The following is a 16427-nucleotide window of genomic DNA, read 5'->3' as shown; positions in this document are numbered from 1 at the left end:
TGCCTTGCCTGCCCGGTCATCCGGGCCAGGCGCCCAGCATGCCACGGCTGCGCCGAACGCCGTGCACGACTCGCCTTCAGGCCAGCGCGCGCCGCGCCGCCCGGCACCCCCACCAGGCGGCTTCCTCGAACACCGACAGGCCGGACAGGTCGGCATGCGCGAACAGGACCGGACCGGCCGCCTCGCGCAGGGCCGCCAGGCCGGCATTGGCGAGAAACCCCGGCCGCGGCACCGCCATCGCGTGCGCGCGCAGCGTGATGTCGGCCCGCTCCACGCAGGGCGCGAAGGCCCAGCCATAGGCCTGTTCCAGGTCGCTGGCGGCCAGTTCCAGCAGGGCTTCCGGGCGGGCCGACTGCAGCCAGCGGCGCGCTTCCTGCGGGGTACGTTCCGACAGCGCCGTGTAGGCGGTGAACACGGTCTTGTCGGGCGGCCGCGAGCGGATGTCCTGGTGCGTGGACACCACGTAGCCCAGTCCGCGCCCCCCGTACACGACATTGTCCCAGGCCAGCTGGGCGTCGGGCAGCTCGCGCGGGAAGTCGCGCATCAGGAAGTTCGTCACCATCCAGGGCGCGTACTCCGGCAGGTGCTGGCGCGGATCGAAGCCGTAGGCCTGGATGCCCTCCACCACGCGGCTGGCGACGAACAGCGGCATGGCGATGATCGCGCGGCGCGCGCGCACCAGGAAGCTGCGCGCCTGCCCGCCTTCCAGCGTGAAGCACAGCGCCTCGGCCCTGCCGTCCACGACGCGCACCGAGGCTGCGGTGCCGGCGCGCCGGCGCGCTCCCGCGCGCGCGGCAAGGGCTTCGGCCAGCGGCGCCAGGCCGCCGGGCCAGGTCAGCAGCGCGTTCTCGTCCGCGTTCGCGGCCTGGCCCCAGCGCCCGGCAAAATAATGGATGCCGGCCCAGGCCGAGACGCGTCCGGTGCCGGCGCCATAGTCGTCGCGGCAGCAGTAGTCGAGGTACCAGCGCAGCGTCGGTGAACGGTAGCCCTCCCGGTCCAGCCAGTGCGCGAAGCTGACGCGGTCGAGCGCGCGCCAGGCCGGATCGCTGGAAGCCAGCACCAGCGGGAAGGCGAAGGCGCGCCGGCCATCCGCACCGCGCTCGTGGCGCAGGCGCGCCATCGCAGCGAAGAAGCGCCGGTGTTCGGCGGCGTCGCGCGCATCGGCCGGTACCAGGCCTTCGTGCCAGGCGCCGTCGCGCAGCAGGCGCTCCTGCGGGCCGTGCAGGATGAAGCGCTCGTCGTAGGCGGGACGCGCCTGGTCGGCGCCGCGCAGCAGGATGCCGAGGTCGGCCAGCATGGCGCGCACGTGGCCGGACTCCGGCCCCGGCAGCGGCAGGTAGTGCGCGCCCGTCGGGCAGGCCAGCTCGCCGTAGCGGCCGCCGGCGGCGTTGCCGAAGGCTTCGGGGCCGTCCAGCAGCAGGTAGTCCTGGTGGCCCAGCTTGCCGAGCTGCCAGGCCGCGCTCAGGCCGGCGACGCCGGAACCCAGGATCAGCACATCGGTTTCGAGCACTTGCGCGGGCGGCGGCAGGCGGCCGCGGTCGCGCAGGTAATGCCCCTCGTCGCGGCCCGGCGCATGTACCGAAGGCGCGATCTCCTGCCAGCGCGCGAAGCCGGCGCCGCCCGCCAGCGCGGCGCCGGCGGCGCCAAGCGCCGTGAACACGAACGAGCGGCGCTGCATCAGCGGATCACCTGGCGCCAGTCTTCCTCGAAAGCGCGCACCAGCGACTGGGAGTCGAGCCGGTTCGGCGCCATCGGCCGGCGCGGCATGTCGGGCGGGAACTCGAACATGGCGCGGGTGCTGGCGCCGTCCAGGAAACGCATCGGCAGGCGGTAGCTGGCGGGCGGCGCGAAGCGTCCCTCGGGCGAGGCCATCACGAAGCCCCACTCGCCGAAGGACGGCACGTACAGGTGGTAGGGCCAGGTGCGCAGGCCCACTTCGCGCAGGGTCGCCTCGATGGTCCAGTAGGCGTTCGGCGCGAAGAACGGAGAGGTCGACTGCACCACGATCAGGCCCTGGGCCGCCACGTGCTTGCGCAGCAGGCCGTAGAACGGCACCGAGTACAGCTTGCCGAGGGCGAAGCTGGACGGATCGGGGAAGTCGACGATGGCCACGTCGTACATGCCGGCGTCCTTTTGCAGCCAGATGCCGGCGTCGGCGTTCACCACCTTGACCCGCTTGTCGTTCAATGCTCCGGCATTGAGCTTCACCAGTTCCGGGCGGGTCGCAAAGGCCGCGGTCATGGCCGGATCGAGATCGACCAGGGTCACCTCCTCCACCTGCGGATAGCGCAGCACCTCGCGCAGGGCCAGCCCGTCACCGCCGCCCAGCACCAGCACCCGCCGCGCCCAGGGCAGCGACTGCATCGCCGGATGCACCAGCGCCTCGTGGTAGCGGTATTCGTCGCGCGAGGAGAACTGCAGGTTGCCGTTGATGTACAGGCGCAGGTCGTCCTTCCAGCGCGTGATCACCAGGCGCTGGTAGGGCGTGGTGGTGGAATACACGACCTCGTCGCCGAACAGGCCATGCTCGCCCCACTCCACCATGCGGTCCGACAGGCCGAAGCCGAGCACCAGCGTGAACAGCACCGCGCAGGCGCGGATCGCGCGCCCGCGCAGGGCCTCCAGTTCGGCGCGGAACACGTACAGGGTCCACATCGCGACGCCGACGTTGAGCATGCCGAACAGGAAGCCGGTGCGCACCAGGCCCAGTTGCGGCGCCAGCACCAGCGGGAACAGCAGCGACACGGCCAGTGCGCCAAGATAGTCGAAGGTCAGCACGCGGCTGACGATCTCGGCGAACCCGGTGCGGCGCTCGTTCAGCGCGCGCATCACCAGCGGCACCTCCATGCCCACCATCATCCCGATCAGGAACACGGTCAGGTAGAGCACCGTGCGGAAGGGCGCGCCCATCCAGGTGAAGGTCATGAACAGCACGGCGGCCGACATCCCGCCCACCAGGCCGACGGCCAGTTCGATGTCGATGAAACGCCCCAGCACGTCCTCGTCGCGTACGTACTTCGAGAAGTGCGCGCCAACGCCCATGGCGAACAGGTAGCAGCCGATGATGGTGGAGAACTGGAGCACCGAGTCGCCCAGCAGGTAGCTGGACAGGGCGCCGGCGACCAGTTCATAGGCCAGGCCGCAGGAGGCGACGACGAACACCGACAGGATCAGAATTTTTTTGGTCATTGAACAACTTTTGTTCTAAGATCGCTGTGCTGCCGCAGTGTGACGACCTCGATTATTTATTCTGGAGAAACTTGTGCCCGCCATCCTAAACTATGTGCTGCATCTTGCGACGGCGATCGCGCTGGTTCTGGCGTTTTTTGTGGTGTACACGCGGATCACGCCCTATGACGAAATCCTGCTGATCCGCCAGGGGAACTGCGCCGCCGCGCTGTCGCTGGGCGGTACCCTGCTCGGCTTCTCGGTGACCATCGCCTCGGCCCTGATGCACACCGCCGACTACGTCGCGTTCTGCGCCTGGGCGGCGCTGGCGATGCTGATCCAGGTGCTGGTGTTCGTGGTCGCCACCCGCCTGCTGCGCATGTCGAAGGACCAGATCGAACACAACAACATCGGCTTCGGCATCCTGCTCGGCGCCATTTCGCTGTCGATCGGCCTGGTCAACGCCGGCAGCATCTCCTGATCCACCACCCGCATAAAGAGGAAGCACCATGTCGCTCGGCTCATTCATCAAGAAGCAGTTTCTCGACGTCCTGCAGTGGAACGAGGAAGGCGAAGGGGTTCTCGCCTGGCGCCACCCGATGGAGGACTTCGAAATCCAGAACGGCGCCACCCTGGTGGTGCGCGAATCGCAGGTCGCCGTGTTCGTCGACGAGGGCCGGGTGGCCGATGTGTTCGGCCCCGGCACGCACCGCCTGACCACTTCTACTCTGCCGCTGCTGACCAACCTGAAGAACTGGGACAAGCTGTTCGCCTCGCCCTTCAAGTCGGACGTGTATTTCTTTTCCACGCGCGTGCAGACCGGACGCAAGTGGGGCACCCCGCAGCCGGTGACGATCCGCGACAAGGACTTCGACATGATCCGGGTGCGCGCCTTTGGCATGTACTCCTACCGCATCGCCGATCCGCGCCTGTTCTTCACCGAGATCAGCGGCACCCGCGCCGTCTACACCCGCGAGGAAGTCGAGGACCAGCTGCGCGGCCTGATGCTGGCCACCATGGCCAACTCGCTGGGCGCATCAAAAATCGCCTTCCTCGACATGGCCGCCAACCAGACCCTGATGGCGCAGCAGATCCGTGGCGACCTGGCTACGGCCTTCGGCCGCTACGGCATCGGGCTGGACGAGTTCAACGTGGCCAGCGTCAGCCTGCCGGAAGAACTGCAGGCGGCGCTGGACGAGCGCATCTCGGCCGGCATGAAGGCCAGCCTGGGCGCCGACAAGATGGGCGGCTTCACCCAGTTCCAGGTGGCCAGCAGCATCCCGCTGGCGGCCCAGAACGAGGGCGGCATCGCCGGCATCGGCGCCGGTGCCGGCGCCGGCATCGCCATCGGCCAGGCCATGGCGCAGGGCATGCAAGGGGCGTTCGCGCCGGGCGCCGCAACGCCACCACAGCCGCCGGCGGTGCCCGCAGGCGCCGAGTCGATCGAGGACCGCCTGTCCAAGCTCAAGGGCCTGCTGGACAAGGGCCTGATCTCGCAGGGCGACTATGACAGCACCAAGGCCGAGCTGCTGAAGAAACTGATCGGCTGATGCAGACCGTCGACTGTCCTTCCTGCGGCGCGCCGGTCGGCTTCCGCTCGCATGCCTCCGTCGTGGCGGTGTGCGAGTACTGTCGCGCGACCGTGCTCAAGGAAGCGGGCGCGGTGCGCGACCTCGGCAAGATGTCCGAGGTGCTGGAAGACTATTCGCGCATCCAGCTCGGCACCGCCGGCAGCCACGGTGGCCGCGGCTTCACCGTCATCGGCCGCATCCAGCTGCGCTTCGATGCCGGCATGTGGAACGAGTGGTACGTCCTGTTCGACGACGGTGGCGACGGCTGGCTGGGCGAGGCCGCCGGCCAGTATGTGATGACCACCCGGCGCGAGCTGGCGCCCGGCTGGCCGGCCTTCGAAGCGATCCGGATCGGGCAACAGGTCGACATCGGATTCGGCCCCTTCGTCGCGGCCGACAAGCGCGTCGCGCGCTGCAGCGGCGGCCAGGGCGAGCTGCCGTTCCGGGTGGGCCAGGGCTGGGAAGCGCGCGTGGCCGACTTCCGGCGCGGCCCCAGCTTCACCACGCTCGACTATTCCGACGCGGCCACGCGCGCGGACCCGCCAATGCTCTACGCCGGCAGCGCGGTGACGCTGGAAGCGATGCGCTGCCAGTTGCTGCGCGACGAGGAACAGATCAAGGCCAGCGCCGGGCGCTACCGCGGCCAGGTCGACACGCTGGCGTGCCCGTCCTGCGGGACGGCGATCCGCTATCTCCCGGGCCTGGCGGCGAACTGCGTGTGCCCTGCCTGCAGCGCGCGCGTGGATGCTTCCTCGCCCAAGGTCGAGGTGCTGCGCAAGGGCGAACAGGTGGCGCGCCTGCCCTTCACCCTGGAACTGGGCGCGACGGCGAAGATCAGCGGCCAGGAGTACCGCGTGCTCGGCGCCATGCGGCGCGAGGACGACGAGGGCGAGGCCTGGAATGAATACCTGATGTACGCGCCGCGTGGCCCCTTCTTCTGGCTGGTCGAGACCGACGAAGGCTGGTCGCGCGCCGACGTGCTGGACGACTGGCCGGCGCCGCCCCTGCCGTCCGCGCATACGGTGCGCTGCGCCGGCGCCGACTACACGCGCACCTGGGACTACCCGGCGCGCGTGGTGGCCGCGGCCGGGGCATTCACCTGGCGCGTGGCGGCCGGCGACACGGTGCAGGTGGTCGAGTACGAGCACGGCCAGAACAGTCTGTCGGCTGAACATACGGCCGAGGAACTGAGCTGGTCGCGTTCGACGCCGGTGGCCGATGACCAGGTGCGCGCGTGGTTTGGACTGTCCAAGCCGGCCACACCGGAAAAGCAGCCGATGACGGACCGCGACATCGCCTGGAAAACCCTGCTGTGGATGGTGGGCCTGAACGCCATCCCGCTGATCTTCAATTTCGGCACGACGCTGGCCTGGGTACTGGTCGGGATCGTCGTCCTGTTCCTGCCCCTGAAGCTGGGACCGGACAAATGACAGTGCATCCATGAGAACCAAATTCCTCCTCTACGCCATCGTGGTGGCCCTGGTCACGACCATCCTGTCCTGGAGCAGCATGCTTGGCTCCGTCAGCAAGGGCGGCGGCAACAGCTGGCGCTCCCACAGCTACGGCGGTGGTGGCTACAGCGGCGGCGGCAGCCACAAATGAGCGGTGTGCACCGTCCCGCCGGGATCCACCTGCTGGCCGACCTGGGCGGCATCGAGGCCGTGCTGCTGGCCGATGCCGACGCGATCGACACGCTGCTGCGCGCGGCCGCGCTGGCGGCCGGCGCCTGCATCCTGCACAGCCACTTCCACGGCTTCGGTCCGGGCCAGGGCGTGACGGGGGTGCTGCTACTGGCCGAGTCGCACATCTCGATCCACACCTGGCCCGAACACGGCTTCGCCGCGGCCGACATTTTCATGTGCGGCGCGGCCCGGCCCGAGCGCGCGCTGGAGCTGATCGAGGCCGCATTCAGGCCCGCCACGCGCACGGTGCAGACCATTGCGCGCGGGCAGCTATAATCGGGGGCTTGTCCCGCTCATCTCCCGACCATCCGCAGGAACCACATGACGCAAGTCCCTACTCCTTCCGCGCCGAAGGCGCTCGGCCACATCCGCGTGCTCGACCTGTCGCGCGTGCTGGCCGGACCCTGGTGCGCGCAGAACCTGGCCGACCTCGGTGCCGACGTGATCAAGATCGAACGTCCCGGCAGCGGCGACGACACCCGCGCCTGGGGTCCGCCCTATGCGCGCGATGCCGAGGGCCAGGACACGGGCGAAGCCGCCTACTACCTGGCGGCCAACCGCGGCAAGCGCTCGGTGACGGTCGATATCGCCAGCAGCGAGGGCCAGGCCCTGCTGCACGAACTGGTGAAGCACTGCGACGTGGTGCTGGAGAACTTCAAGGTCGGCCACCTGAAGCGCTACCGCCTGGACTACGACAGCCTGAAGGCGATCAAGCCCGACCTGGTGTACTGCTCGATCACCGGCTTCGGCCAGGACGGGCCGTATGCGCACCGCGCCGGCTATGACTTCCTGATCCAGGGCATGGGCGGCCTGATGTCGGTCACCGGCGAGCGCGACGACCTGCCGGGCGGGGGCCCGCAGAAGGCCGGCGTGGCCCTGACCGACCTGATGACCGGCATGTACGCCACCGTGGCCGTGCTGGCCGCGCTCACCCACCGCGACCGCACGGGCCAGGGCCAGCACATCGACATGGCCCTGCTCGACACGCAGGTGGCGATGCTGGCGAACATGGGCAGCAACTACCTCAACAGCGGCAAGCCGCCCAGGCGCTGGGGCAATGCCCATGCCAACATCGTGCCCTACCAGACCTTCGCCTGCGCGGACGGGCACATCATCGTCGCCACCGGCAACGACGGCCAGTACCGCAAGTTCGTCGAAGCGGGTGGCCGGCCGGAGCTGGGCAGCGACCCGCGCTTCGCCACCAATCCGCTGCGCGTGCAGAACCGCGACCTCCTGGTGCCGATCCTGGCGGAAATGGTCAGGGAGAAGAAGCGCGATGCGTGGATCGCCCTGCTGGAGTCGGTCGGCGTGCCTTGCGGGCCGATCAACGACATCGGCGAAGTGTTTGCCAACGAGCAGGTGCGGGCGCGCGAAGTCGCGATCGAACTCCCGCATCCGACCGCCGGCAAGGTCACACTGGTGCGCAATCCGATCCGGATGTCGGCCACGCCGGCCACCAGCGACAAGGCCCCGCCCCTGCTGGGCCAGCACACCACTGAAGTGCTGCACGATGTGCTGGGCCTGGGCGAGGCGGAGATTGCCGCCTTGCGCGGCAAGGGCGTGGTCTAGTTCAATGCATCTGGTGCTTGAGGTCCGACAGGACATCATGCACCCGCGTCACCACCGACGCGACCTGCGGCGACGGCTGCTGACTGCGGCACATGCGCTTGGCCTCGTCGCCCATCTCTTCCAGCCGGTCGATGCACGCGGCCATCCGCATCGGGTCATTCGACTGCATGACGCGCTGGGCTTCCGGCATTTCGTGGGCGATCTTCTGGATGCAGTCGCGGATGTCACTCGGTGCGCCCTGGTCGTTCCGGGTAACTTCTTCGGCCTGGTTGATCGTTTGCTGGATCTGGCTGAAACGTTGCTGGATTTCGGCAGCTTGCAACATGATGCGCTCCTCAAAGTAAGGCGGTAAACCCGCTCGGACCACGTACTTTAGTCCTCTCACCAGGGATATCAAGCGCGCACTTCAGGTGTGCGCGCGTCTTTCCTGCCTTCGTGCCCATGCGGGCCGGATAAATTTCTATTCCGCGCGGAAAATGTGTTGACGTGGAATCCATCGCTGCTAGTATAGCGACATCCGATATGTCGGGACACGATATACTGGATCACGATATACAACCAGGAGCTGGAGTGGACATCAACTATGCGAAATTCCTGCCGCTATCGGAGGCCACCTTCTACGTGCTGGCCGCGCTGCGCGAACCGCTGCATGGCTACGCGCTCATGCAGAAAGTCGAAGCGATGAGCGAGGGCAACGTCGTTATCGGGCCCGGAACGCTTTACGGCGCATTTGCCGCGCTGGAGAAGCAGGGGCTGATCGAGAAGCTCAGCGAAGTCGAGCGGCGCAAGACCTACGGCTTGACGGACAAGGGACAGCTGGTACTGGCCGAGCAGGTACGACGCCTGGCCGTCATGGTGCGCAACGGGCAGTTTGCACTTTCACATCTGAATGCAGGAGAAGCGGCGTGAACGGAACGAAGACGGTCTTCAAATTTTTCTGGGCGCACCAGGACGAGCAGCAGGAAGCCTGGCTGCGCGCCATGGCGCAGCAGGGCCTGCACCTGGTGAAGGTGAATCCCTTCTGCTTCTGGACGTTCCGCCTCGGCGAGCCGGCCGACGTCGTATACCGGGTCGACTTCCCGCATGGCAGCCAGGATCCGGCCTTCCGGCAGCTCATGCACGATGCCGGCTGGAACCTGGCTGCCACGACCGTCGGCTGGCATTACTGGCGCACCCCGGCCGTCGCCGGAAGGGCGCCGGAACTGTTCAGCGACAATGCTTCGAAAGCCCGGCAATTCAGGTACCGGCTTGCCGCATTCGTGGCCAGCGCCATGCCCCTGTTCGTCATGCTGATCCTGACGGACAAGCAGCGCGCCCTCGAGCAGCTGTCCCTGCCCTTCCTGGTGCCGCTGTGTATCGCCCTGGTCCTGTACGCGCTGATCATGCCTTACACCATCCTGCAGCTGATGCTGCGTATCCGCAAGCTCGGCAGCCCCCTGCCGGGCTGAGGCTAGGGACCAGGGGCCGCCGGCGCCAGCCGGCGCAGCCGCAGGGAGATCAGCATGGCCACCCCGAGCAAGGCACCGAGCACGACCACCACGCCCGGCCAGGCCCACTGTTCCCACACATGGCCGGTGAACCAGCCCACCACGCTCGAGCCGAGGTAGTAGCAGAACAGGTAGATGCCCGAGGCCAGCGCCTGGGGTGGCCGGGCACGCCGCCCGACCCAGCTGCTGGTCACCGAATGCGAGGCGAAGAAACCGAAGGTGGCCAGGCCAGTGCCGAGTACGGTGGCGGCGACCGAATCGTGCAGCGTCACCAGCAGGCCCACGATCATCACGCCCATGAACAGCCACAGCACCTTGCGCCGGCCCAGCCGGTCGGCCAGCTTGCCCGCCCACATCGAGCTGAACATGCCCAGCAGGTAGAGCAGCGACACCGCGCCCACCGCGCTCTGGCTCAGGCCGAACGGCGGCGCCAGCAAACGATAGCTGATGTAGTTGTACAGGCTCACGAAACAGCCCATCAGCAGGAAAGGCAGTACGAACAGCCAGGGCAGGCCTTCGTCCGCCAGGTGGATGCGCAGTCCATCGAGAAAGCCCGGCCCCCGCGCCCGCCTGGTCTCGCCATGGCGCGAAGGCGGCAGGCTGCGCGAGAACTCCCAGGCCGCGTACAGCCCGGCCGCGCCCAGCAGCCCGAGCGCGATGCGCCATGAGACGACATCGCTGATCACCGAGGACAGCACGCGCCCGCTCATGCCGCCAAAGGCGCTGCCGCCGATGTACATCCCCATGGCCTGGCCGAGCGAAGCGCCCTCGACCTCTTCGCCGAGATAGGCCATCGCCACCGCCGGCAGGCCGCCCAGCACCAGGCCGAGCAGCGCACGCGCGCCGACCAGCTGGGCGTAGTCGACGGCGAAAGCGCACAACAGGGTGAGCAGCGCGCCGCCCGCCATCGACGCCACCATCAGCGGCTTGCGGCCGATGCGCTGGGCCACGCTGCCGGAAGCGAGCAGCGCCACGGCGAGCGTGGCGGTCGATACCGACAAGGCCAGGCTGGATTGGGCAGGCGTGAGATGGAAATCGCGCGCCAGCAGCGGCATCAGCGGCTGGACGCAGTAGAGCAGCGCGAAGACCGAGAAGCCACCGAAGGCCATGGCGCGGTTGATGCGGCGAAAAGCCCGGGTTCCCGCCACGATCCGGCCGCATTCGGCGTCCATGGTGGCGGGCCTGGCTCAGGGCAGGTCCGGATCGAGCTCGGAGCCTGCGTAGTTTTCCAGCTCGGTAAACAGCTGCGTCATGCTGGCGCGGGTACCGATGTGCTGCAGCACCGTGCAGTGCTGGCGGTAGGTGTCGATGCGCTCGGCGATGATGGGCTGGTGCGCCGCCGGGATGTTTTCCATCAGCGCGGCCCAGCCGGCCTCGAAGTCCGGCTTGTTCTTGCGTACCGATTTCACCAGGCGCTCGAACTCCTTCTGGCCGGTGCGCGCGGTGATGCGCCCGCCGCCCTCGACCGCGAAAATGATCGCCAGCGCGATCACTCCTTCGGCGTTCAGGTCCGGGTCAATGATCGGGCCCTCGTAGTGGTGGCGGCGCAGCCACTGGGCCGCGCGCACGATCGCCTGCACGCCCTGGCGCTGCCTGAGCTGGCCGACGTAGCGCTCGTAGCCGGTCCAGCTCTCGCCCGGGTCGGCCGTGCACAGGTCGATGAACAGTTCCTTCAGGCGCCGCTGGGAATACACCGGATCGAGGTCGTACTCGCCCACCAGGCTGTCCTCGGGCAGCGCGGCCAGCTCCTTCACCAGGCGAAAGCCCTGCTGGAACACCAGCTCGGGGCCCTCCTCGATCAAGAGGTCGAGCGCGTCGAGGTCGTCGTCGGTGTCGAGCAGGTGCTCGAGGCCGAGCGAGACCCCGCCCACGGTCAGCAGCAGCGCGCGCCCGATGCCTTCCGCGGTGCGGTCGTTGGTGAACTTCTCGGCCACCATCGCGGTGATGCCGGCCAGTTCGTCGGCCAGCACCGCGGCTTCCTCGGCCGAGGCTTCCTCCGGCAGCAGCTTGATGGCACGCACCAGGCGCGGCAGCTTCTCGATGACGATCGCGGGCAGCATGGATCCTTGCGTCCCGCTCACGAGAAGATGTCCGTGCCCAGGCTGCGGCGGGCGCCGCGGCGCGGCATGCTGCGCACCGACGGCACCTGCTTGCGCAGGCGGTACAGCAGTTCGCGCGTGCTGCGCTGCATGAAGGGCGACTCCTCGTCGGGATCGTCCGGCAGCGCGACGTCGGCCATCTCGGCGCTGTGGCGGAATTCCGGGAACAGTTCGAGCAGCGAACGCTCCCAGCCGTCCTCGCTGGCCTTGGCCAGGTCGACCGCCAGCGGCGCGATATCGCTGTCGCCGCTGGTCTGGGCCGTCACGTAGCGGCCCTTGGACAGGATCTCGCCGGCCAGCTCCAGGATTTCCTTCGGCGCCAGCGACCACAGGATGGCGAACACGGTGGCGCCGTGGTCGGTGGCCGAGGCTTCCTGCAGCAGCTCGATGCGGCGCTCTTCGTCGTCGTTGGCGTAGACGATGCCGTGCACGTGGTTGAACAGGTTCTCGGCGATGCGTTCCGGATCGTCCTCGATCAGGTTGTCGGGCCAGGTGGCCGCGATGTAGGCCAGGCTGTCGGCCCAGGCCTTGGGCGGCACCAGCATGGTGGCCAGCGAGGTCTTGGCGCCGTCGAAGCCGGACAGGTGCAGGGCCGTGACCTGGGGTGGCAGGGTCGACAGTACTTCGACCACCGCGTAGTCGCCGTGCTCGTCGGCCGCCTGCGAGAACGCCTCCTCGGCGTGCTCGAGCGAGCCGGCCAGCACCAGTTCGCTGACCTGCCTGGTCAGGGCCGGAAGATTGGCCTTGCCGGCGTCGCTGGATTCCTGGTCGCTCATTCGCGCTCTCCTTCCGGATCGAACAGCTGGGTGAAGTCGTCGCTGGCGGCAGTGCCGTCGATGTCCTCGTCCTCGTCGCCGTCGTCGCCCTCGCCGAGGCGGTCGAGCGAACGGTCTTCGTCTTCCCAGCGCGCCTGGTTCTTGTACAGGAAGGCGGTGATGATCGCCTGGCGCGCCAGTTCGGGGTGGTTGGCGGTCATCGCGGCGTACATGGCGCTGCCCTGCTCGCCTTCGCACTCGGCCATCGCGAACACGCGCGCCGTGTCGCCGCCCTCGTAGTCGGCGGCCTCGCGCATCAAGCCTTTCGGATCCTTGAAGCGGATGCAGTCAACCAGGGCGAAGGCCATCAGGTTGACGTCGTCCAGGCCCGAGCCGCTGGCGTATTCCGACACCAGCGCGCCGACCATCATGTCGTAGTTCTTGCGGTTGGGTGGATCGCCCAGCGTGCCCTCGATCTGACCTTCCAGTTCGCGCGACTGGAACGAGAATTCCGGATGTACGTTTTTCATTATGTGTCCTGTTGATTCATGATTGGGCGCGCCGGCCACCGGCCGCCAGCGTCATGCCTGCACGTTCACGCCATGCAGCGCGAACAGCGAGCGCCACAGCTCGAAGGCCTCGGCCTCGGCGTCGAGCACGATACGGTGGTTGACGCTCTGGTTGTACTCGGCGCGCCGGACCGGATCGGACAGGACTTCATAGGCCTTGGTCACGGCCTTGAAGCGCGCTTCGGCGCCCGGCGCCCCATTGCGGTCCGGGTGATAGCGCATCGCCAGCGAACGGTAGACCTTCTTGATCTCGTCGTCGCTGGCATTCGGGGCGACGCCCAGGATCGCGTATAAGTTTTCCAAAGAAATTCTCCCGGCAAAGGCCGCACATGCTGGCCGCACGGCAAACGCGAAACGGCAAAAACGAGATTATCCACTATATGAGGGCAGCTTGCCCAGCGTGTCGCCAGCTTCCGATCCGATACGACGGACGTGGCCGGACCTTGCGAACGACCGCTGTTGCCCACAGTATGTGTCTACCAAGCGAGGCTTACCGTGCGCTCCACCACATACCGGGACGGCCAGCCCCGGGCTTACGGTAAAATGGCCGCAATTTCCCATTCAACACTCCTTTTCATGAGCAACGAGAAGAATCACCCGGCGGCCAACGCCAGGATGGCGCCGGCTGCGACGCCTTCCCCCAACTTCCTGCGCACCATCATCGACAACGACCTGGCGGCAGGCACCCACGCGCGCCCAGGCATGCCGCCCGTGATCACCCGCTTCCCGCCGGAGCCGAACGGCTACCTGCACGTGGGCCACGCCAAGTCGATCTGCCTGAACTTCGGCCTGGCGCGCGACTACGGGGGCCGCTGCCACCTGCGCTTCGACGACACCAATCCGGAAAAGGAAGACCAGGAATACGTCGACACCATCATGGATTCCGTGAAGTGGCTCGGCTTTAGCTGGGAATACGGCGACGGCGAATACCTGCACTACGCCAGCGACTATTTCGACAAGCTGTACGAGATGGCCGAGTACCTGATCCGCGAAGGCAAGGCCTACGTGGACAGCCAGAGCCCCGAAGAAATGGCGAAGAACCGCGGCAATTTCAGCACGCCGGGCACCAACTCGCCCTTCCGCAACCGCCCGGTGGAAGAATCGCTGCAGCTGTTCCGCGACATGAAAGCCGGCAAGTACAAGGACGGCGAACACATCCTGCGCGCCAAGATGAGCGAAGACGCGATGTCCTCGCCGAACATGACGAACCGCGATCCGGCCCTGTACCGCATCCGCCATGCGCACCACCACCGCACCGGCGACGCCTGGTGCATCTACCCGATGTACGACTACACGCACCCGATCTCGGATGCGCTGGAGTCGATCACCCATTCGATCTGCACGCTCGAGTTCCAGGACCACCGCCCGATGTACGACTGGCTGGTCGCTACCTTAGCCGACGGCGGCTTCTTCCCGCGCCCGGTGCCGCGCCAGTACGAGATGGCGCGCCTGAACCTGACTTATGTGGTGACCTCCAAGCGCAAGCTGCGCGAGCTGGTCGATACCGGCGTGGTTACCGGCTGGGACGATCCGCGCATGCCGACCATCGTCGGCCTGCGCCGCCGCGGCTACACGCCCGAATCGATCCAGCTGTTCTGCGAGCGCATCGGCGTGTCCAAGGCCGACGGCTGGATCGACATGAGCACGCTGGAAGGCGCGCTGCGCGACGACCTCGACCCGAAGGCGCCGCGCGCGATCGCCGTGCTGCGTCCGCTGAAGCTCATCGTCGACAACTTCCCGGAAGGCGCCTCCAGCGAGTGCTCTTCGCCGGTCCACCCGCACCATCCGGAAATGGGCGTGCGGACCTTCCCGTTCACGCGCGAGCTGTGGATCGAGCAGGAAGACTTCATGGAAACCCCGACCAAGGGCTATCACCGCTTCACTCCGCCCGTGGGCGACCAGCCGGGTGCGCGCGTGCGCCTGAAGTACGGCTTCGTGGTCGAATGCACCGGCTACGACAAGGACGAAAATGGCAAGGTCACGGCGGTGCACGTGAAGTACTTCGAGGATTCGAAGTCGGGCACGCCGGGCGCCGACAACTACAAGGTCAAGGGCAACATCACCTGGGTCAGCGCCGCCACCGCGCTCGAGGCCGAGGTGCGCCTGTACGACCGCCTGTTCACGGAACCGCAGCCGGATGCCGGCGGCAAGGACTTCAAGGCCGCCCTGAATCCCAACGCGCTCGAGACCGTCAAGGCCTACCTGGAGCCGGGCATGAAGGACGCCATGGCCGATCAGCGCTTCCAGTTCGAGCGCCACGGCTACTTCGTGGCCGACCGCGTGGACTCGACCCCGGGCAAGCCCGTGTTCAACCGCGTGACCACGCTGAAGGATAGCTGGGGCAAGTAATTCGCCTCGTCCCAGGCGCGAGGGCAGGCCGGCGGCCTGCCCTCTTTCCTTTGGCGGGTCGTTTTCCAGACCCGTGCCCGGGTTTCGTTGTGTAGCAACAAAACCTATCAGCTCTGATAGGACCCTCCTATCGTAAACACGCTTAGCGTATCAGTGTTTTAAGCGTGCAAGAAACGCTTCCACTGCGCAAGCGAGATTACGGTCCATGCATTTCCCTTCTCCTTCCCATCATCCGCTCGTGGCGCCGGCGACGATGCTGGCAGGACTGCTCTTGTCCCTCGCGGTCGGCGCGGCGCTCTACCTGGCCACCGCCAAGGCCATCGACAGCGATGCCGAGGCGCGCTTTCGCGGCATGGCGCGCGCCGCCCAGCACACCATCGATGCGCGCATCAAGAGCTATACGGACGTGTTGCGCGGGACGGCCGGGCTGTTCCACGCCAATGCGGACGCCAGCGCGGAGGATTTTCGCCAGTATGTCGAGCAGCTCGACACGCCGCGCAACTTTCCCGGCATGTCAGTCATCAATTTCGCACACACCGTAGGTGCCGCCGAATTGCCGGCAATCGACGCCGACATCCGGCGCCGGCTGCGCCAGCACGGCATGCCCGAACCAGCGCAGCGCCTGGCGCCGGTACCCGGCCGCGACAGCTACTCGATCATTACCTATATCGAACCAGCCAGCCGGCAGGCCCTCTCCAAGCTCGGCAAGGACCTCGAACGGCTACCCCATGTCCGCCGTATCCATGCTGCCGCGCGCGACAGCAACAGCATCGCGGCCTCGGGTAACCGGCTCAGCATGGAGCCGGGGCCGAATCCCTACCACCTGGCAATGCGCCTGCCGGTCTACCGCAGCGGCATGCCGATCGACACCGTGGAGCAGCGCCGCGCCGCTTTCATCGGTACCGCGGGCATCGGCTTCGGGGTTGCCCAGATGGTAGGCGGCGTGCTCGACGAGTTCCCGGTCAAGGGCGTACGCCTGGTGCTCAGGGACCTGGACGCGATACCGCACGCACCAGGAGAAGCGCCGCCCAGCGCGACCCTGTACGATAGCCAGGCGGGCACCGCGCCACCGGCGGCGGCGCCGGCAAGCGATGGCGACGGGGTGCTGCACGCCAGCCTGCCGGTGCGCTTCAACCAGCGCGAATGGCGCGCCGACTTCAGCATCGAGCGCAGTGCGC

Annotated in this window: 18 protein-coding genes; 10 read left to right on the top strand and 8 right to left on the bottom strand. The window is 67.4% G+C overall.

Annotation, left to right across the window (positions count from 1 at the left end):
• Positions 1–76 precede the first annotated feature (76 nt).
• On the bottom strand, positions 77–1678 hold the full coding sequence (locus LCI23_RS10155) for an NAD(P)/FAD-dependent oxidoreductase (RefSeq protein WP_224946345.1): 1602 nt from the start codon (positions 1676–1678) through the stop codon (positions 77–79).
• Entirely contained in the window at positions 1678–3189 is a 1512-nt protein-coding gene (locus LCI23_RS10150; RefSeq protein ID WP_224946344.1) for a polyamine aminopropyltransferase, read from the bottom strand. Before LCI23_RS10150 ends, LCI23_RS10155 begins: the two co-directional genes overlap by 1 nt.
• 73 nt (positions 3190–3262) lie before the next feature.
• Here LCI23_RS10150 and LCI23_RS10145 point away from each other — a divergent pair, with 73 nt between their 5' ends.
• From LCI23_RS10145 to LCI23_RS10120, 6 genes are read left to right on the top strand one after another with little or no spacing between them, the layout of a single operon-like run.
• Positions 3263–3649: a DUF350 domain-containing protein gene (locus LCI23_RS10145; RefSeq protein WP_224946343.1), complete on the top strand. Its 387-nt coding sequence runs from the start codon at positions 3263–3265 to the stop codon at positions 3647–3649.
• Between the two features lie 28 nt (positions 3650–3677).
• Complete coding sequence (locus LCI23_RS10140) at positions 3678–4718, top strand: SPFH domain-containing protein (RefSeq protein ID WP_224946342.1); 1041 nt, start codon at positions 3678–3680, stop codon at positions 4716–4718.
• A complete protein-coding gene (locus LCI23_RS10135; protein WP_224946341.1) occupies positions 4718–6169 on the top strand; it encodes a DUF4178 domain-containing protein in 1452 nt (483 codons plus the stop codon). Before LCI23_RS10140 ends, LCI23_RS10135 begins: the two co-directional genes overlap by 1 nt.
• A 10-nt stretch (positions 6170–6179) precedes the next feature.
• Positions 6180–6341: a hypothetical protein gene (locus tag LCI23_RS10130; RefSeq protein ID WP_224946340.1), complete on the top strand. Its 162-nt coding sequence runs from the start codon at positions 6180–6182 to the stop codon at positions 6339–6341.
• Positions 6338–6697, top strand: a complete 360-nt coding sequence (gene speD, locus LCI23_RS10125) for an adenosylmethionine decarboxylase (RefSeq protein WP_224946339.1) — start codon at positions 6338–6340, stop codon at positions 6695–6697. Before LCI23_RS10130 ends, speD begins: the two co-directional genes overlap by 4 nt.
• 45 nt (positions 6698–6742) lie before the next feature.
• Positions 6743–7990 (top strand): CaiB/BaiF CoA-transferase family protein, encoded by a 1248-nt coding sequence (locus LCI23_RS10120; RefSeq protein WP_224946338.1) that lies wholly within the window; start codon positions 6743–6745, stop codon positions 7988–7990.
• A 1-nt stretch (position 7991) separates the two neighbouring features.
• Here LCI23_RS10120 and LCI23_RS10115 read toward each other — a convergent pair whose 3' ends face one another.
• The gene (locus tag LCI23_RS10115; RefSeq protein ID WP_224946337.1) at positions 7992–8315 is read right to left on the bottom strand and encodes a hypothetical protein; all 324 of its coding nucleotides are present in this window, start codon (positions 8313–8315) and stop codon (positions 7992–7994) included.
• A 245-nt stretch (positions 8316–8560) separates the two neighbouring features.
• Between LCI23_RS10115 and LCI23_RS10110 the strand changes: the two genes are divergently transcribed.
• Positions 8561–8899, top strand: coding sequence for a PadR family transcriptional regulator (locus LCI23_RS10110; RefSeq protein WP_224946336.1), 339 nt, complete (start codon positions 8561–8563; stop codon positions 8897–8899).
• Positions 8896–9438: a DUF2812 domain-containing protein gene (locus LCI23_RS10105; protein WP_224946335.1), complete on the top strand. Its 543-nt coding sequence runs from the start codon at positions 8896–8898 to the stop codon at positions 9436–9438. Before LCI23_RS10110 ends, LCI23_RS10105 begins: the two co-directional genes overlap by 4 nt.
• Positions 9439–9440: 2 nt before the next feature.
• Here LCI23_RS10105 and LCI23_RS10100 read toward each other — a convergent pair whose 3' ends face one another.
• Genes LCI23_RS10100 through LCI23_RS10080 form a run of 5 tightly spaced genes read right to left on the bottom strand, consistent with a single transcriptional unit; the run spans position 9441 to position 13203 of the window.
• Positions 9441–10649, bottom strand: coding sequence for an MFS transporter (locus LCI23_RS10100; RefSeq protein ID WP_224946334.1), 1209 nt, complete (start codon positions 10647–10649; stop codon positions 9441–9443).
• Positions 10650–10664: 15 nt separating this feature from the next.
• Complete coding sequence (locus tag LCI23_RS10095; RefSeq protein ID WP_224946333.1) at positions 10665–11537, bottom strand: hypothetical protein; 873 nt, start codon at positions 11535–11537, stop codon at positions 10665–10667.
• 17 nt (positions 11538–11554) lie between these two features.
• Positions 11555–12352, bottom strand: a complete 798-nt coding sequence (locus tag LCI23_RS10090; protein WP_224946332.1) for a hypothetical protein — start codon at positions 12350–12352, stop codon at positions 11555–11557.
• Positions 12349–12861 (bottom strand): hypothetical protein, encoded by a 513-nt coding sequence (locus LCI23_RS10085; protein ID WP_224946331.1) that lies wholly within the window; start codon positions 12859–12861, stop codon positions 12349–12351. The genes LCI23_RS10090 and LCI23_RS10085 overlap by 4 nt, the downstream gene beginning before the upstream one ends.
• A 51-nt stretch (positions 12862–12912) precedes the next feature.
• A complete protein-coding gene (locus LCI23_RS10080) occupies positions 12913–13203 on the bottom strand; it encodes a DnaJ domain-containing protein (protein ID WP_224946330.1) in 291 nt (96 codons plus the stop codon).
• 273 nt (positions 13204–13476) lie between these two features.
• On the opposite strand from LCI23_RS10080, the gene LCI23_RS10075 reads away from it, so the two are divergent.
• Both LCI23_RS10075 and LCI23_RS10070 read left to right on the top strand, forming a co-directional pair.
• On the top strand, positions 13477–15249 hold the full coding sequence (locus LCI23_RS10075; RefSeq protein ID WP_224946329.1) for a glutamine--tRNA ligase/YqeY domain fusion protein: 1773 nt from the start codon (positions 13477–13479) through the stop codon (positions 15247–15249).
• A gap of 205 nt (positions 15250–15454) precedes the next feature.
• Positions 15455–16427 (top strand): CHASE domain-containing protein (locus LCI23_RS10070; RefSeq protein WP_224946328.1); only part of this gene is annotated, 973 nt, incomplete at its 3' end.

The organism is Massilia sp. MS-15, from assembly GCF_020176695.1.
GTDB classification, from domain to species: domain Bacteria; phylum Pseudomonadota; class Gammaproteobacteria; order Burkholderiales; family Burkholderiaceae_D; genus Telluria; species Telluria hydrophila.
Note: the sequence above shows the minus strand (reverse complement) of the source record. Positions and strands in the feature narration are given on the sequence as shown.

What these genes read in the sequence shown, in the direction of transcription:
- LCI23_RS10130 (WP_224946340.1), top strand. Translation starts at nt 6,180, where the DNA reads ATGAGAACCAAATTCCTCCTCTACGCCATCGTGGTGGCCCTGGTCACG.
- LCI23_RS10150 (WP_224946344.1), bottom strand. Translation starts at nt 3,189, where the DNA reads ATGACCAAAAAAATTCTGATCCTGTCGGTGTTCGTCGTCGCCTCCTGC.
- LCI23_RS10155 (WP_224946345.1), bottom strand. Translation starts at nt 1,678, where the DNA reads ATGCAGCGCCGCTCGTTCGTGTTCACGGCGCTTGGCGCCGCCGGCGCC.
- LCI23_RS10100 (WP_224946334.1), bottom strand. Translation starts at nt 10,649, where the DNA reads ATGGACGCCGAATGCGGCCGGATCGTGGCGGGAACCCGGGCTTTTCGC.
- LCI23_RS10085 (WP_224946331.1), bottom strand. Translation starts at nt 12,861, where the DNA reads ATGAAAAACGTACATCCGGAATTCTCGTTCCAGTCGCGCGAACTGGAA.
- LCI23_RS10115 (WP_224946337.1), bottom strand. Translation starts at nt 8,315, where the DNA reads ATGTTGCAAGCTGCCGAAATCCAGCAACGTTTCAGCCAGATCCAGCAA.
- speD (WP_224946339.1), top strand. Translation starts at nt 6,338, where the DNA reads ATGAGCGGTGTGCACCGTCCCGCCGGGATCCACCTGCTGGCCGACCTG.
- LCI23_RS10135 (WP_224946341.1), top strand. Translation starts at nt 4,718, where the DNA reads ATGCAGACCGTCGACTGTCCTTCCTGCGGCGCGCCGGTCGGCTTCCGC.
- LCI23_RS10120 (WP_224946338.1), top strand. Translation starts at nt 6,743, where the DNA reads ATGACGCAAGTCCCTACTCCTTCCGCGCCGAAGGCGCTCGGCCACATC.
- LCI23_RS10095 (WP_224946333.1), bottom strand. Translation starts at nt 11,537, where the DNA reads ATGCTGCCCGCGATCGTCATCGAGAAGCTGCCGCGCCTGGTGCGTGCC.
- LCI23_RS10075 (WP_224946329.1), top strand. Translation starts at nt 13,477, where the DNA reads ATGAGCAACGAGAAGAATCACCCGGCGGCCAACGCCAGGATGGCGCCG.
- LCI23_RS10090 (WP_224946332.1), bottom strand. Translation starts at nt 12,352, where the DNA reads ATGAGCGACCAGGAATCCAGCGACGCCGGCAAGGCCAATCTTCCGGCC.
- LCI23_RS10140 (WP_224946342.1), top strand. Translation starts at nt 3,678, where the DNA reads ATGTCGCTCGGCTCATTCATCAAGAAGCAGTTTCTCGACGTCCTGCAG.